Genomic DNA, 15,418 nt, shown 5'->3' on the forward strand with positions numbered 1-15,418 from the left:
CCGTCATGGCGGCATTCAGTCGCTCTCGGCGACCGAGATGATCGTCCTACCCCGGACGCGCACGCCGGACGCGAAGGCGGCCGCGGACTCGGCAAGGGGCCGCACGCTTCCGACGATCGGCCTGATGCGCCCCAGCTGGAGCCGATGTGCCAGATCGGCGAGACGGGAACGATCCGGCTCGACGACGAAGAAGATCGCCTGACCGTCCTCGGGCTGTCGCGGCGGCGGGCCGGCGATGGTCACGATCCTGCCTCCGGGCCGGAGGACATCGAGCGAACGTTCGAAGACCTCACCGCCGATCACGTCGAAGACGACATCGACCTGATCGCGTTCCTCGAGTCGGTCGGACTGCAGGTCCACGAACTCGTCCGCTCCGAGCTCGAGGACGGATTCCCGGTCTCCCGCGCGGCCCGTGCCCACGACCCGCGCGCCGGCATCGCGAGCGATTTGGACTGCGGTCGATCCGACGCCTCCGGCTGCTCCGTGGATGAGAACCGACTGACCGGTCTCCAGGTGGCCGTGGTCGAAGAGCCCCTGCCATGCGGTGAGTCCCGAGATGGGCAGGGCGGCCGCGGTGACGAAATCGACGCCGGCCGGAAGTGGTGCGAGGTTGCGCGCTTCCACGGCGGCATACTCGGCCAGGGACCCGTTGCGAGTCCAGTCCGTGAGGCCGAACACCCGCTGGCCGACGGTGAGTCCCGTGGTGCCGTACCCGAGCTCGACGACCACCCCCGCCAGTTCGTGACCTGGGACGCTGGGGGCACGATCATGGCCGGCGCGGTCGATCCAGGTGCCCGGCCACGTCAGTTCACCGCGTGTGAAACCCGCGGCATGAACGCCGACGATGACGTCGTTCTCTGCAGCGTGCGGATAGTCGATGTCGGTCCAGGTCATGGCCTCCACGCCGAGCCCCGACTCGGCCACGGTGATGGCTTTCATGACGCAACTCCTCGCTCCGGCCAGTCCTACGGATACGGCGTCATGCGCCCTTGAGGAAGGCAGACAGGAGCTCCAGCATCTGCTCGGGTGCCTGCTCTGCGACCCAGTGACCGGTGTCCGGGATCACGGCGGTCTCGACGTTGGTCGCTGCCGGCCTGATGCCCTCTGCCGCCGCCGGGCCCCAGCTGTTCGCGCCACCGATCCCGAGGACCGGGATGGTCAGCTTGTCGTGCTGGCGCTGGCGATTCTGCTCCAGAGTGGCGTCCCAAGCTCGGTACAGCCCGAAACTCGCGCGAAGGGCATCCTTGCTGCGGTTGTAGAGGTCGACGTAGTACTTGATCGTGGGATCGGGAAGCGTTTCTCCGCCGCCCTGGATGGCGAACTCGTACCGATAGAACTCCTCGGCGTTGCTGCGGACCATGTTGACGATGAGTTCGTCGTCGACGCGGTTGAACGGGATATGCCACAGCCGGTTGTTGAGGAAGTCGGGCACGAAGAGCGGCGGTGCAGGGATCTCGGGATGCTCGACGCCGGGAGGGCCGGGGATCTCGGCGACAGCCATGCGCTCCACGCGGTCTCGATGGTCCGCGGCGAGCGCGTACGCGATGATGTAGCCGGTGTCGTGTCCGACCAACGAGAACCGCTCGTGGCCGAGTTCTTCCATCAACGCGGCGAGGTCGTCGGCAAGGGTCGCCGAGTCGTAGCCGACGGCCGGAGTGGAGGTCAGCCCGATCCCGCGCTGATCGACGGCGATGACGGTGAAGTCATGGGCCAGCGTGGGCATCAGGAATCGCCACGCGTACCAGTTCTCCGGCCACCCGTGGACCAGCAGCAGTGGGGGACCATCGCCGCCGACGACTGCGTGCTGCCGGACTCCGTTGGCCTGCACGAATCGATCCTCGAACGTGGCGGTGAACCCCTTGGGCAGGTCCGGGGCGTCGGACACTGACCCGGTCGATCCTCCCTTCGCCGCGGATGCCGCGGATGATGAGCCTGCGAGGATCGCCATGCCGGCCGCGACCGCCGCACCACCCACGAGGCCCCGGCGTGACAGCAGCTGATCGCCGCCGTTCGTCGGCAGGTCGGGGGCGGCGTGACCTCGGTGAGTGATGGACATGGCGGTCCCCTTTCCGTGCGAACGGATCGTGAGTTCCCTGCCGAGAGTCGGCACGTCCAAGGTCTACCCAGTGCACGGCAGCTCGCACCCGTGAGTGCCACTGGTCGAGGCACTGGCGCCGGGCTCGGTGCCGACACCAGTGAGTCACCCGTGGCATTCACGGGTGCGATGGGGGATGGGGCGGGAGCAGGCTCGGCGGTGTCACCATCCTCATCAGGTCTCACGAAGGGAGACGTCGTCATGAGCACGATCATCGAAGCCCCCACCGGGATCCGCCCGTTCCACATCGACATCGCGGACGAGCAGATCGACGACCTTCGCCAGCGCGTCGCTGCGACGCGCTGGCCCACGAAGGAGCTCGTTCCGGACCGCGCGCAGGGCGTGCAGCTGTCGACGGCACAGGCGCTCGCTCAGTACTGGTCCGAAGAGTACGACTGGCGTCGATGCGAGGCTCGCCTCAACGCGCTACCCCAGTTCACAACCGAGATCGACGGGGTCGAGATCCACTTCATCCACGTCAGATCCCGGCACCAGAACGCCCTTCCGCTCATCATGACGCACGGCTGGCCCGGGTCGGTGATCGAGATGCTGGAGACGATCGGCCCATTGACCGACCCAACCGCGTACGGTGGCACGCCGGAGGACGCCTTCCATCTCGTGCTGCCATCCCTACCCGGCTACGGGTTCTCAGGTCAGCCGACCGAACTCGGCTGGGATGCCGGCCGCACCGCCCGCGCCTGGTCCGAGCTGATGCGCCGCCTCGGCTACTCCCGTTACGTCGGCCAAGGCGGCGATGTCGGCGCTCTCGTCACCGACCTGATGGGCCGTCAGTCGGTCGAGGGCCTGGTCGGCTACCACCTGAGCCTCCTCACGGCGGTTCTCGCGGTCGGCGATCACCTGCCGAAGGAAACCGAGAAGGAACGCGTCGCGGCCGAGGCATTCGGCACATTCCGGCAGGACGGCTTCGGCTACTTCCTCGAGATGGCCACGCGTCCCCAGACGATCGGCTACTCACTGCTGGATTCCCCGGTCGGGCTGGCGGCCTGGATGCTCGACCACGACACGGACAGCTACTCCAAGATCTCACGCGCGTTCGTCGACGACGAACCCGTGGGCAATCTCACCCGAGACCACGTGCTGGACAACATCACCCTGTACTGGCTGACTCGCACGGCGGACTCCGCCGCGCGGTCGTACTGGGAGGACGCACGAGCGCTCGCTGCAGCGCTGGCGAGCGGGCAGGCGCCGCCGCCGGTCACCGTGCCGGTCGGCTTCACGACCTTCCCCGACGAGATCTGGGCGTCCCCCCGCAGCTGGGTCGAGGCGGTCTACCCGGATCTGGCCTACTTCAACGAGGTCGAACGGGGCGGCCACTTCGCTGCCTGGGAGGAGCCGGAGCTCTTCACCTCCGAGATGCGCGCGGCATTCACGTCGCTGCGCTGAAAGCCGAGTGCTGGTGCTCGGGTCACGACGCATTCCCGGGCGCCAGCGCCTCCGCCAACTCCTTGCGGGAAGCGATCCCGAGCTTCGCGAAGACCTTGTGCAGATGCCACTCGACGGTTCGGGGACTCAGGAACAACTGCGCGCTGATATCCGGGTTGGAATGCCCGTCGCGAGCGAGACGGGCGATCTGCTGTTCCTGCGGGGTCAGCACGTCGCGCCGACCGGGGCCGCGCTTGCTGACCCGTTCACCCGTGGCGACGAGTTCGCGGCGCGCGCGTTCCGCGAACGCGGTCATGCCGATCGCAGCGAACTCCTCATAGGCGTCCCGCAAACGGCCGCGTGCATCGATGCGTCGACCCTCACGGCGGAGCCATTCGCCATGGAGCAGGTGGGCACGGGCGAGCTCCGTACGGAGCGGGGTGCGGCCGAGGCGATCGATGGCCTCCCGATAGTGGCGGTCAGCTGAGATGCCGCTGCCGATGAGTGCACGGCTGCGGGCTTCGATGCCGAGCGCCGAGTCCGTCCCGCTCGCCTGCGTCGTCTCGACGAGGCGCTCCATCGCCTCACGCGCCTCAGCCGGTTGCCCCAGGCGCGTCGCGGCTTCGATCAACTCTGGAAGTGCCCAGACGGAGACGAACGGCTCGTAGGTGGCGGACGTGGCGCGGCTGGCGGCGGCCATCGCCAGGTCGTATCGCGCGAGGCCGTTGTAGAGGACAGCTGCCGCCCAATCCGTGTTGGTCGTAGCCATTCCCTGGCCGCCCTTCGCCGCCTCGGCCAGTGTCTCGGCGATCAACGCCGTCGTTCGGTGTTCGTCGCCTTGCGCAGCCAGGAGCCGCAATTCGATCGTGGGCGGGAAGTGGCTGCCGATGGCTGCGGCGACGTTCGTCGCTTCCGCGACGATGGACGCGGCACCGGCGAAGTCGCCTGCCCAGACTGCGGAGTTCCCGAGGGCTGCCAAGGAGATCGGCAACTGTCCGAGGGCGCCGACCCGTCGGAAGATCGCGCTCTGCAGCCCGGCGATCGACTTCGTCCCTTCAGGGTCCCACGAGGCATCCGTGGCGGCGGTCGCCGCCCATCCCCACCGGACGACATCTTCAGCGGGGATCTCGGTCAGTATCGTCGCAGCACGCTGCAGCGTCGGGACGGCGCCGGCATGTCCGTCGATGATCAGGCGCGCCAACCCCTCGAGCAGGAGATCCAGTGCTCCCGGATCACCTGGCCTCGGAGGCAGGGCGAGGATCGTCCGGCAGATCCGTGTGAGATCGTCGTGTCCCGCGTGCTGGCCGGCGAAGACCGTCGCGACCCAGGCGATCAGGTAGGTCTGACGGCCTTGATCGGCGTCGATCGCCTGCATCTGCGCGGCAGCCTTGGCGAGCAACGGCGGTGCATCACTGCCGAAGCCGGACGCGAAGGCGATGTGGCCGCGAAGGAGATCTGCGAGGGCGTGCTGGAAGGCATCGAGTCGATCTGTCTGTGCCTCGTCGAGCGAACCGAGGGCATCATCGAATGCGCCCGCCTGGAAGCTCGCTTGAGCGGCGGCCAGGAAGCGTGTGGTGCGCCGGGCCGGGTCGATCGTCAATGCCGCTGCCCTCTGCAGGAAAGCCGCGGCCGCGGAGATCCCTCCGCGGGCCTGGGCCCGAGCGGCGGATCGCTCCAGAGCCGATGCGACGTCTTCGTCCGGGCCTGTGCTGGCGGCCGCAAGATGCCAGGCGCGTCGATCCGGATCGGCCTCGGAGTCTGTCGCATCGGCGAGGGCGGCGTGTACGCGGCGCCGCTCGTCGACGGCGGCCGCGCGATACACGACCGAGCGGACCAGCGGGTGCCGGAACCCCAGCTCGAGCCGGCTGTCGAGCAGGCCGGCTGTCGCCGCAGGCACTGCCGCATCGGGGGTGATCCGGAGCCGTTCGGCGGCGGCTCTGACCAGCGAGGCATCACCGACCGGCTCGGCCGCCGCGACGAGCAGCAGCTGTCTGCTCGGATCCGGGAGCGCCGTCAGTCGGAGGAGAAAGCTCTGCTCGAGCCGGGCCGGGACCGCCACGCTGTCCGGAAGGCCGAATCCGCCGGCAATGCTCTGCGTCGTCCACGCCTTCGGCAGTTCCAGCAGGGCCAGGGGGTTGCCCGCCGCCTCCGCGATGATGCGATCCCGGACGGATTCGTCGAGTCGACCTGGTATCGCCGACTCGAGGACGGCACGCGCGTCCCTGTCCCCGAGCGGTGTCACCGTCATCTCCGGCAGGCCGGCCAGCTGGGGGATGTCCTCCCCGTCGCGGGCTGCGAAGACGAGGACGACAGACTCAGCAGCGAGGCGGCGGGCGACGAAGCCCAGCACCTGCGCCGATACGCGATCCAGCCACTGCGCATCATCGACGAGGCAGACCAGCGGCTGCGCTTCGGCGACGTCGGACATCAGGCTCAGGACAGCCAGGCCGACCAGGAACTTGTCAGCGGGCGTGCCGGCGCGAAGCCCGAACGCCGTCGCGATGGCGTCTCGTTGTGGCTCGGGCAGGCGGTCGAGGTGATCGAGAAGCGGAGAGCACAGCTGGTGGAGTCCGCTGAACGCGAGCTCCATCTCGGATTCGACCGAACCAGCTCGCAGAATGCGACAGCCTGGGGCGTTGGCCAGTAGGTGGTCGAGGAGCGCTGTCTTCCCGATCCCTGCTGTGCCCCGAACGACGAGCGCGCCACTTGTGCCGAGCCGGGCCCGCGCGATCAGTTCGTCCAGTCGCGCGCGCTCTTCCCGCCTGTCTGTCAGGCGCAGGTGCGCCTCGAGTCTTGCTCCCAAGAGCGGTTCACCCGCCTTGCTCCACCCATGCCGGCGACTGTCACCGCCCGTCGCCCACGCAGACTGTACCCGACCCCCGGCGATGCGACTACAAAGAAGGGACAACCGCCTGCCGAGGATGACTTCTCGACGTTCGACACCCGGTAGGGACGGGACCTCATCACGCAAACTCGCGAGGAGACATCCGATGTTTCTCTTTCCTCATCGCGCTGAATCGTGTTAACTGGCGGGCATGACTTCATCTCACGCAATGACGCGGCGAACGTTCGGGAAGATCCTCGGAGTCAGTGCGACGGCCATGATTCCACTGACACAGCCACTAACGGCAGCGGCAGTCGCGGCTGAGCCGCCGGCGCTGACGGAGACTGCGAGCGAGATCACCGTCGACAACGGGGTCATCCGTCTGGTGATGAACAAGTCGAATGGTCGGATGACTTCGCTGATCTACAACGGTGTCAACATGGTCGGCCGCGGCAACTACGACATGAACGCGGTACGCGAGGGCGCGGGCCTGCCGCTGCCGCCGGCGGCCAACCGGATCGACATCCGACGCGAGCAGGACTTCGTCGACATCGCCTTCCGGTACAGCCCGTCGGGGGACATGCCCTGCTGGCTGACTCGCCACCACATCGTGCGGTCGGGCGAGGCGGGAGTGCATCTCGCGTACAGCTACGACCACCCCGCGGAGTTCCACGGATTCCGGATCGACCAGCACCGGTACGTCTTCTACACGGCCGGCGACACCTTCACCCACGCCTCGGTGCCGGACGATGACATCGGCAACCCGTGGCGGGAGGCTGCGGCGAGGATGCCGACGGCGGGGGAGCTGTCGCGCGCGCCCATGGTGATGGACGCGACTTATGACCTGAAGGACACCGGGTCGTCGTATCCGCGCCGCCACTACACGAAGTACGACTGGGCCGTCTACATGAAGGACCACGACCTCCACGGCCTGTACGGGAACGGCTTCGGCATGTGGGCCGCCCTCCCGAACCTCGAGGCCTTCACGGGCGGCCCGGCCCGGCAGGACCTGATCCTCCACCAGACCAGCGGTGGCCCGGTGCTGCTCGTCGAGCCGCACGCGACCCACTACGGCGCGCCGCCGGTGCGCGTCGAGGCGGGCCAGGCATGGCAGAAGACGTACGGCCCGTACTTCGTGTACTTCAACACGGGCGACGATGCGCGCGCGATGCGACGGGATGCCGCCCGGCACGCGCGGTTCGCCGCGCACGCCGGGTTCTACGACCGACTCGCCGTGGAGGGGTGGACCCCCACGGCCGAACGCTCCCGCGTGAGCGGCATGGCGCAGGTCCCCGGCGTGCCCAGCCTGAAGGGTGCGGTCGTGGTGCTGTCCGACAATCGCGTCGAGATGCAGCGCACCGTGCTCGGCTACAACTACTGGGCCGACATCGACGAGGGCGGTCAGTTCGACGTCCAAGGTGTGCGGCCGGGCACCTACCGGCTCACGATCTACGGCGACGGACTCTGGGGAGAGTACGTGATCGACGACGTCGAGGTCGGTGCCGGTCAGGACATCCGGCTCGGCCGGATGGTGTGGGAGCCCGAGAGCCACGGCCGGTCGGTCTTCCAGATCGGTTCGCCCAACCGGACCTCCGTCGAGTACCGGAACGGGAAGGACTTCCGCCAGTACGGCCTGTTCGGGACGTTCCACGAGGACTTTCCCGACGGCGTGACCTACACCGTCGGCCAGAGCACGGAGGCCGACTGGAACTACATCCAGTACCAGCGCGCCTACGCAATCCAGGCCCCGGAGGGCTCGGTGCTTCCCGACGACGTCGACGGCATCCGGCTCTTCGACTTCGGGAGCACCGGGAGCCCGCTCGCCCAGGGCTACGAGCGGGTGGCCCAGAACACGCTCTACAGCTCGGGGGCGGGGTTCGGACTCGATCGTGTGGTCAGCTACCGTGACCGGGAACAGGACGGCGACCTGCAGCGTGACTTCACCGTCGGCTCGGGCTACACGTTCTCGGTGGACCTGCCGAACGGCGTGTACGACGTGACCGTCACCTCCGGCGACGCCATCGCCTCGAACAAGAGCCGGATCTCGTTCAACGGCGGCGCATTCGTCGACCTCGATGCGGGCAGCGGCGAGTACGCGGTGCACACGGCCAGCGTGACCGTCGACGCGGGCAGGCTCGACTTGACGACCGGCGGAGACGGCCGGATCAACTCCGTCGAGATCCTGTCCGCCGAGGCGGCGGTGCCCCTGCTCGAGAGCCTCAGCGTCGACGGAGCGGAGCTCGTCCCCGACTTCAGCGCATTCCGATCGGATTTCGCCGTGGACCTGCCGCACGACCAGCAGTCGGTGACCGTCCGCGCCATCGGCCGCGCCGGTTCGCGGGTTGCGATCGACGGGGTGGCGGTACCCGACCAGGGCCTCACCGTCCCCCTCGACGAGCGGCGCGCGGTGATCGAGATCCAGGTGACGGGCGGCGACGCGTCGGCGCAGACCACGTACCGGATCCACACGACTCGCCAGGAGCGCCCGTGGCGGATCCTGTTCGACCTCGACGAGGCTCCGCCGCCTGGAGCGCAGGCCACCCTGTCCGTGTGGCTCGCGGCCTGGTCGATGGGCTCCGCGCTTCCCGTGCCGCCGGAGGAGAGCAACCTGACGATCACGGTCAACGGTGAGCCGTTCGTCTGGACCTTCCAGCCCGACGATGCGCGCGGCGCCACCTACCGAAGCGGCTGCGGCGGCCGCACCTATCGAAGGGAGTTCACCTTCGATGCAGCGCTGCTGGAGCCGGAGGGCAACCGGATCTCCCTGCAGATCAACGCAGGGGCCGAGCACCTCTGGAACGAGACCGCCTACGACTCGATCCGCCTCGAGATCCGCTGAACCCCAGTCGCGTCGCCGGAAACGACCGAGGGCCGATCCGGTGCATCCGGATCGGCCCTCGAGCCGGCGCGAAGGCCGCGGAGTCAGCCCGCGCTGTGCTTCGCGCCGTCGTTCGCGGCCACGATCGAACCGCCAGCGAGACCTGCGAGGATCGCGCCGACGTCGAGCCCGGTCAGCGACTTGACGACCTCCGTGCCCTCGCCGAGCACCTGGCCCACGGTCTTCGTCATCGCCGACGCGCCGTCGGTCGAGACGACCGTCAACGTGTCGATGTTGGAGATCGGCTCCGCGGCGGCGCGGACGATCTCGGGCAGGCGCGAGATGATCTCCTGCGCGAGGGCGGCCTCGCCGTACTTCTTCAGCGCCTCGGCCTTCGCGTCGGTCGCTGCGGCTTCGGCAACGCCCTCGGCCTGGATGGCGTCGGCGCGCGCCTCGCCCTCGGCGCGGATACCCGCGGCGAGCGCCACCTGGCGGTCGCGTTCGGCCTCACCGGCGAAGCGGACGGCGGATGCGGCGGCCTCGGCGTCCTGGACGGCCGCGACCTTGTTCGCCTCCGCGATCTTGGTGCGCTTGTACGCCTCGGCCTCGGTGCTGGCGTTCGCGGCGTCGCGCTTCGCGGTCGCGCGCTGGACCTCTGCGTACGCCTCCGCCTCGGCGGGCTTGCGGATCTCGATGTCGAGACGCTCCTGCGTCACGAGCGCCTGCTCCGAGAGGGCGTCGCGCTCCTCGACGGCGACCAGCTTGTCCTGTTCGGCCTTGGCGAGCTGGCCGGCGGCCTCCGCCTCCGCGTTGGCACGGTCGGTCTCCGCCTTGATCGTCGCCTGCTTCAGGCTCAGCGCCTTCTGGCGCTCCGCGATCTGCTCGGCGGCCTCGATGCGCGCGAATTCGCTCGCGCGCGCGGCCTCGGCCTCGCTCACCTCGGCCACCTGGCGCGCGCGTGCCGCCTCGGCGCGACCGAGGTTCGCGAGGTAGTCGCTGCCCGGCGTGGAGATGTCGCTGATGTTGAGCAGGTCGACCTGCAGGCCCTGCTCGGCGAGGTCGGTCTTCGTCTCCGCGACGACGCGGTCGGAGAGGGACTTGCGGTCGGAGATGATCTGCTCGATCGTCATGTCGCCGACGATCGATCGGAGGGAGCCCTCGAGCGACTCCGAGATGATCTCGGTCAGCAGGTCCTGCTGCGACAGGAATCGCTGGGCCGCGCGGCGCACGCCCTCCTCGGTTCCGCTGACCTTGAAGTTGATCGACGCCTTGATCGCGATCTTGATGCGGTTGCGGTCGACGCCCTCGACCGTGATGCCGATCTGACGCTGCTCGAGCGAGATCGGGAAGCCCTGCTGCAGGATGGGCCACACGAACGTGCGGCCGCCGATGACGACGCGCTGCCCGGCCGACTCGGCGGCGCCGCGGCCGCCCGCGCGACCCACGATCACGAGGGCCTCGTTCGGGGGCACGCGGCGGATGCGGCCGGCGATGAAGCCGAGGAGGCCGAGGAACGCGACGACGATCGCGAGGATGGCGCCGATCTGGATGATCTCGGGGGTCATGGGTCCTTCCGGTTCGGGTCGGTGGTGCGGGGGATGACGGATGTCGCGGTGCGACGCCCGAGGGTCAGGACTGGTCGGCGACGACCTTCACGCGGCTGCCCGCGTGGGCGATGACGCGCACGCGTGCGCCCTCGTCGATCGGGGAATCGGCGTAGGCGAGTCGGCGCTCGAGTTCGCCGGGGCCATCGAGGCTGACCTCGCCGCCGGCGGGGGAGATCGATGCGGTCGCCACGCCGGTGAGCCCGAGTGCCGAGGCCGGTTCGCCGTCGGAGGATCGCGCGAGGGAGCGCACGGTGAGGACGGCGACGACGTACGCGACGATCGCGAGCGCGCCGGCGACGACGTACGCCCAGACGAGCTGGAGCCCGCTGCTCGCGGTGAGTGCGCCGGCCGCTCCGAACACCGTCATGCCGATGGCCAGGGCCGTGCCCGAGATCGCGCCGTCGCCGATCTCGAAGTGATCGAGCACGTCGCCGATGACGAGCGAGATCAGGAGCAGGGCGAGGCCGAGGCCTCCGACGATGAGGAAGGGGAGCAGCACGGATGGCCTCTCTGCACGACGACGTCTCCGCCCGGGTCAAGCGGAGACCGCCCTCACCCTATCGGCGGGGCTCGGAGCAGCGCCACCGTCGCGCGTCACGGCTCTGCAACGGGTTCAGGATGCCGCCGCGGGGCGGACGAGCAGCGCGTCGACCGCGGCATCCCCTCGGATGACGCGCAGGAGGCGCACGACCTCGTCGGCGACGACAGGAGTGATGCCGCGGCACGGGATGCTGTAGGGCCCCAACGGCTCGAGCCCGCCGCCACGGATACGGATGACCTCCCAGCCGACCTCGCGCAGCGCCTCGTCCTTCTCGACATCGGAGCCCTCCTTGAGCCCTCGGTGGGCCCGCCCTGAGCGCCCCGGGTCGTCGTACTCGATCGCGACGCGCAGCTCGGCGACGAGGATGTCGGGCCAGACCTCCTGCCGGCCGTGGAACATGCGAGCGGTGCGCACGGCGTTCGCCCGGTGATGCAGCCGGATCCGCTCACCGAGCAGCACTCGCAGCCGTTGCTCGGTCATGGACGTGCCCACCCGCAAACCGTGCTTCATGAACGGCATGCCGGCCTCGCGCGCCGCGCCGGGAGCCGCAGCGTTGGCGCGGCACTTCGCGCAGCCCGTGCCGGTCAGCACGTCGACCACGCTCGCCCGGTACCGGTCGTGGCCGCGCACGCAGGTCCAGTCGTACTCGGCGCCGATGCGGGTCTCTGCGGCGAGCCGCCGACGCTGCGCGGGCGTCACCCGGCCGAGCAGCTCGCCGCGGCTGCGCTGCGTCTCGTGCACGAGCATGCAGACGGGGCACGCGCGCCGCAGGGCCACCGCGCCGGGGTCCTCGGCATCTGCGCCGTGCCCGCACCCGAACCTCACCGCGACCATGTCGCCCGCCGTCCTCGCATGACGACATGGTCGCGGATGCCACCGACACGGGATCGTGGACGGCACGATGCGCAGACGCCGCACGCGGCCGCGCGGACGCCGCGCGCCGGCGCGCGCGGACATGTCGGCGGCGCGGGGCAGAATCGAGCCGTGCGGATCGCGATCGCGACGACGGGCGCAGGGCGCGTGGAGTTCCTCGACCCGGACGGCGGGGTGCGCTCCGAGGTCGCCGTCCCGGACGCGCCGCGCGAGATCGCCCGGCTTGAGGCGACGGCGACTCCGCGATGGGTCTGGCGCGATACGCGGGAGTGGGCGCCGACGCTCCTGGCGGCGGGCATCCGGGTCGCGAGGTGCCACGACCTGCGCCTGTGCGGCGCGATCCTCGCCACGTCGACAACGACGGCCGCTGCCGGATCGATCGTGCGCGATCGACCCGCCTGGCTGCCCGAGGGCCCCGCCGAGGGCGGGGTCGACCTCGAGGCCGCGCCCGCGACATCCGTCGACCGGGGCCCCGCGCTGTTCGACTTCGACGTCGCCCCCGGCGTCGGAGCGGCGGCGCCGACGGCCGCCGAGCTCGTGGGCGAGCACGATCGCCAGGTCGCGCTGGCCGAGGCATCCGATCGACCGGCGGCGATGCGGCTCCTGCTCGCCGCCGAGTCGGCCGGGGCGCTCATCGCCGCGGAGCTGCACGCCGCCGGCCTGCCATGGCGGCGGGTCGTGCATGAGCGCGTCCTCGAGGCTGCGCTCGGGCCCCGTCCGACACTCGGGCGCAAGCCCGCCCGAATGGAGGAGCTCGCGGAGGTCGTGCGGAGCGAGCTGGGCGCACCGGCGCTCCGCCTCGACTCGCAGGCCGACCTGCTCCGCGCACTCCGCGCGGCGGGCATCGGCGTCGACTCCACGGCCAAGTGGGAGCTGCGCGAGCACGAGCATCCCGCCGTCGAACCGCTGCTGGCGTACAAGCGCCTCGCGCGCCTGCTCTCGGCGAACGGGTGGGGCTGGCTCGACGAGTGGATCGTCGACGGGCGGTTCCGCGCCGACTACGTCGCCGGCGGCACCGCCACCGGTCGCTGGGCGACGTCCGGCGGCGGCGCGCTGCAGCTGCCGAAGGCCGTGCGGGCGGCGGTCGTCGCCGACCCCGGCTGGAGCCTGGTGGTGGCGGATGCCTCGCAGCTCGAGCCCCGCATCCTCGCCGCGCTCGCACGGGATCCCGCGATGGCGGCGGCCGGGCGCGGCCGCGACATGTACCGGTCGATCGTCGACGCGGGGGTGGTGAGCACGCGCGACGAGGCCAAGGTCGCGCTGCTCGGTGCGATGTACGGCGCGACGACCGGCGACAGCGGCCGTCTCGTGCCGCAGCTCGCCCGCGCGTACCCGCGCGCCATGGCGCTCGTCGACCGGGCCGCGCGCGACGGCGAGGCGGGCCGGCAGGTGACCACGCTGCTCGGCCGATCGTCGCCGCTGCCGCCGCCGTCCTGGCATGCGGCGCAGGCCGCGGCGTCGCAACCCGATGCCACACCCGCCGACGAACGCCGGGCGCGGTCGTCCGCGCGCGACTGGGGCCGATTCACGCGCAACTTCGTGGTCCAGGGCACCGCGGCCGAGTGGGCGCTCTGCTGGCTCGCGGGCGTGCGGACTCGCCTCGCGGCCATGGGCGAGACGGGGGAGCCGGCCGTGGCGTCCGGGCCCGTCTTCCGGCGCGTGCCGCACCTCGTGTACTTCCTGCACGACGAACTGATCGTGCACGCGCCCGCCGAGCTCGTCGACGCGGTCGCCGACGCCGTCAGGGAGTCGGCCGCCGAAGCGGGGCGCCTGCTCTTCGGCGAGGCGCCGGTCGAGTTCCCGCTCGATCTCGCCGTGACCGAGAGCTACGCGTCGGCCGGGGCCTGATCGGCGGAAGCCGACGCCGGAGGCGAGGCCGCGGCGCGCGCCGGTCGTCGACCGCGACGCGGGCGTTCGGCGCTCGGCGCGAAGGCCGAACCGTCGAGGTCGGATGCCGCGACGCCGTCGAGCCATGCCAGCGCGGCGTCAGCGCGCGCGACCTCGGCGGCGGCGGCCGTCGCCGCGAGCGACGAGCGGGCATCGGGCACCCCGCTCCCATCGGGCCCGGCCCCCACCGAGGCATCCGCCGCATCGCGTCGCACCTGCCAGCGCGCGCGCTCGCCCGCGAGCACGGGCGCCGCATCGACGTCGGGCATCGAGACGGCGATGAGCACGCGGTCGACGCTCTCATGCCACGGGTCGGCGCCGGCGCCGTCCGTCCCGCCAAGCCAGGCATCCGCCGCTGCCCGCCCCGCACTCGTCAGCCGGTGCAGCGGGAGCCCGTCGTCCGTCGCACCGGCCGGTTCGACGAGGCCCTGCGTCGTCAGCCGGTCGAGCGTCGCGTACGTCTGGCCGACGTTCACCTCGCGCCGGCCCCCGGTGCGTGCGGCGAGGTCGCCGTGCAACTGGAAACCGTACGCGGGTCCGTTCATGAGCAGCACCAGGAGCGCATCGCGGACGGCCACGTCGCCTCCTCACCGTCGATCGGAATCACTCACCGAGTAGGGAGTTTAGCGGGCCGAGCAGCCCCGCGCCGCGGATCGCCGCGGAACTCCCTTGTCAGGGCGCGGGATGCGGGGCATACTCGACCTGACGACTCGCTCGTCGCAACCGAACACGCCGCGCCATCGAGCACCGGTCCAGAGGTCGTAGGGGAAGACGCACCTCACGAGGAACGGAGCAGGAGATGGCGGAACAGGTCACGCGGGCCCAGCGCGCCGCGCGAGGCGTGCTGTTCGTGCACTCGTCGCCGCGGGCCGTCGGTCCGCATGTCGAGTGGGCGGTCGGCCGCGCACTCGGCACGCCCGTGAACTTCGAGTGGACCGAGCAGCCGGTGCTGCTCGGAGCCCTGCGAACCGAGTTCTCGTGGACGGGCGAGCCGGGCTCGGGCGCCCGCATCGCCTCGGCCCTGCGCGGGTGGGAGCAGCTGCGGTTCGAGGTGAGCGAGGACCCGGGACTCGGCACCGACGGCGCCCGCTGGATGCACACGCCGGAACTCGGCGTGTTCTACGCCCAGATCGACACGGCGGGCAACGTCGTGATCCCCGAGGATCGCATCCGCTACGCGATGGAGGTCGCGGCGTTCGACGCCGGCGAACTGCATCGCGAGTTGCGGCTCGCGCTCGGCCAGGCGTGGGACGACGAGCTCGAGCCGTTCCGGCATGCGAGCGACTTCGCCCCGGTCGTCTGGCTGCATCGCGTGGGCTGACGCGCACCGCACGGTGGCGTGACGCGTCGACCGGTCGACCGAGGTCCCGGAGGCGTACGAGCGAAACCG

General features: G+C 70.6%; 11 protein-coding genes. 4 read left to right on the plus strand and 7 right to left on the minus strand.

All coding sequences use genetic code 11. From position 1 onward, the window contains the following. Window positions 1-15: 15 nt before the first annotated feature. Together ACULK2_RS08895 and ACULK2_RS08900 are read right to left on the minus strand one after the other, a co-directional pair. The gene (locus tag ACULK2_RS08895) at window positions 16-939 is read right to left on the minus strand and encodes an NADP-dependent oxidoreductase (RefSeq protein ID WP_445969506.1); all 924 of its coding nucleotides are present in this window, start codon (window positions 937-939) and stop codon (window positions 16-18) included. 40 nt (window positions 940-979) lie between these two features. Then, entirely contained in the window at window positions 980-2,056 is a 1,077-nt protein-coding gene (locus ACULK2_RS08900; RefSeq protein ID WP_501044982.1) for an alpha/beta fold hydrolase, read from the minus strand. A 240-nt stretch (window positions 2,057-2,296) separates the two neighbouring features. Here ACULK2_RS08900 and ACULK2_RS08905 point away from each other — a divergent pair, with 240 nt between their 5' ends. Further along, window positions 2,297-3,499, plus strand: coding sequence for an epoxide hydrolase family protein (locus ACULK2_RS08905; protein WP_445969504.1), 1,203 nt, complete (start codon window positions 2,297-2,299; stop codon window positions 3,497-3,499). Window positions 3,500-3,521: 22 nt separating this feature from the next. Here ACULK2_RS08905 and ACULK2_RS08910 read toward each other — a convergent pair whose 3' ends face one another. Beyond that, window positions 3,522-6,449: an AAA family ATPase gene (locus tag ACULK2_RS08910; protein ID WP_501044983.1), complete on the minus strand. Its 2,928-nt coding sequence runs from the start codon at window positions 6,447-6,449 to the stop codon at window positions 3,522-3,524. An 82-nt stretch (window positions 6,450-6,531) separates the two neighbouring features. Between ACULK2_RS08910 and ACULK2_RS08915 the strand changes: the two genes are divergently transcribed. After that, complete coding sequence (locus ACULK2_RS08915; protein WP_501044984.1) at window positions 6,532-9,141, plus strand: polysaccharide lyase family protein; 2,610 nt, start codon at window positions 6,532-6,534, stop codon at window positions 9,139-9,141. Window positions 9,142-9,224: 83 nt separating this feature from the next. Here the strand turns inward: ACULK2_RS08915 and ACULK2_RS08920 are convergent, their stop codons facing one another. The 3 genes from ACULK2_RS08920 to ACULK2_RS08930 all read right to left on the minus strand — a co-directional run bounded on the left by ACULK2_RS08920 (window position 9,225) and on the right by ACULK2_RS08930 (window position 12,102). Continuing rightward, window positions 9,225-10,685, minus strand: coding sequence for a flotillin family protein (locus ACULK2_RS08920; protein WP_445969501.1), 1,461 nt, complete (start codon window positions 10,683-10,685; stop codon window positions 9,225-9,227). Between the two features lie 64 nt (window positions 10,686-10,749). Continuing rightward, window positions 10,750-11,226, minus strand: coding sequence for an NfeD family protein (locus ACULK2_RS08925; protein WP_445969500.1), 477 nt, complete (start codon window positions 11,224-11,226; stop codon window positions 10,750-10,752). Between the two features lie 114 nt (window positions 11,227-11,340). After that, the gene (locus ACULK2_RS08930) at window positions 11,341-12,102 is read right to left on the minus strand and encodes a putative endonuclease domain-containing protein (protein ID WP_445969499.1); all 762 of its coding nucleotides are present in this window, start codon (window positions 12,100-12,102) and stop codon (window positions 11,341-11,343) included. A gap of 150 nt (window positions 12,103-12,252) precedes the next feature. Here ACULK2_RS08930 and ACULK2_RS08935 point away from each other — a divergent pair, with 150 nt between their 5' ends. Then, a complete protein-coding gene (locus tag ACULK2_RS08935; protein ID WP_445969498.1) occupies window positions 12,253-13,989 on the plus strand; it encodes a bifunctional 3'-5' exonuclease/DNA polymerase in 1,737 nt (578 codons plus the stop codon). Here ACULK2_RS08935 and ACULK2_RS08940 read toward each other — a convergent pair. Next, the gene (locus ACULK2_RS08940) at window positions 13,968-14,606 is read right to left on the minus strand and encodes a PadR family transcriptional regulator (RefSeq protein WP_445969497.1); all 639 of its coding nucleotides are present in this window, start codon (window positions 14,604-14,606) and stop codon (window positions 13,968-13,970) included. The genes ACULK2_RS08935 and ACULK2_RS08940 overlap by 22 nt on opposite strands. A gap of 221 nt (window positions 14,607-14,827) precedes the next feature. Here ACULK2_RS08940 and ACULK2_RS08945 point away from each other — a divergent pair, with 221 nt between their 5' ends. Further along, window positions 14,828-15,349, plus strand: coding sequence for a DUF3145 domain-containing protein (locus ACULK2_RS08945; protein WP_445969496.1), 522 nt, complete (start codon window positions 14,828-14,830; stop codon window positions 15,347-15,349). The last annotated feature ends 69 nt before the right edge of the window (window positions 15,350-15,418 follow it).

Source organism: Agromyces molybdatiresistens, assembly GCF_052748445.2.

What these genes read in the sequence shown, in the direction of transcription:
- ACULK2_RS08920 (WP_445969501.1), bottom strand. Translation starts at nt 10,685, where the DNA reads ATGACCCCCGAGATCATCCAGATCGGCGCCATCCTCGCGATCGTCGTC.
- ACULK2_RS08905 (WP_445969504.1), top strand. Translation starts at nt 2,297, where the DNA reads ATGAGCACGATCATCGAAGCCCCCACCGGGATCCGCCCGTTCCACATC.
- ACULK2_RS08945 (WP_445969496.1), top strand. Translation starts at nt 14,828, where the DNA reads ATGGCGGAACAGGTCACGCGGGCCCAGCGCGCCGCGCGAGGCGTGCTG.
- ACULK2_RS08930 (WP_445969499.1), bottom strand. Translation starts at nt 12,102, where the DNA reads ATGGTCGCGGTGAGGTTCGGGTGCGGGCACGGCGCAGATGCCGAGGAC.
- ACULK2_RS08900 (WP_501044982.1), bottom strand. Translation starts at nt 2,056, where the DNA reads ATGTCCATCACTCACCGAGGTCACGCCGCCCCCGACCTGCCGACGAAC.
- ACULK2_RS08915 (WP_501044984.1), top strand. Translation starts at nt 6,532, where the DNA reads ATGACGCGGCGAACGTTCGGGAAGATCCTCGGAGTCAGTGCGACGGCC.
- ACULK2_RS08895 (WP_445969506.1), bottom strand. Translation starts at nt 939, where the DNA reads ATGAAAGCCATCACCGTGGCCGAGTCGGGGCTCGGCGTGGAGGCCATG.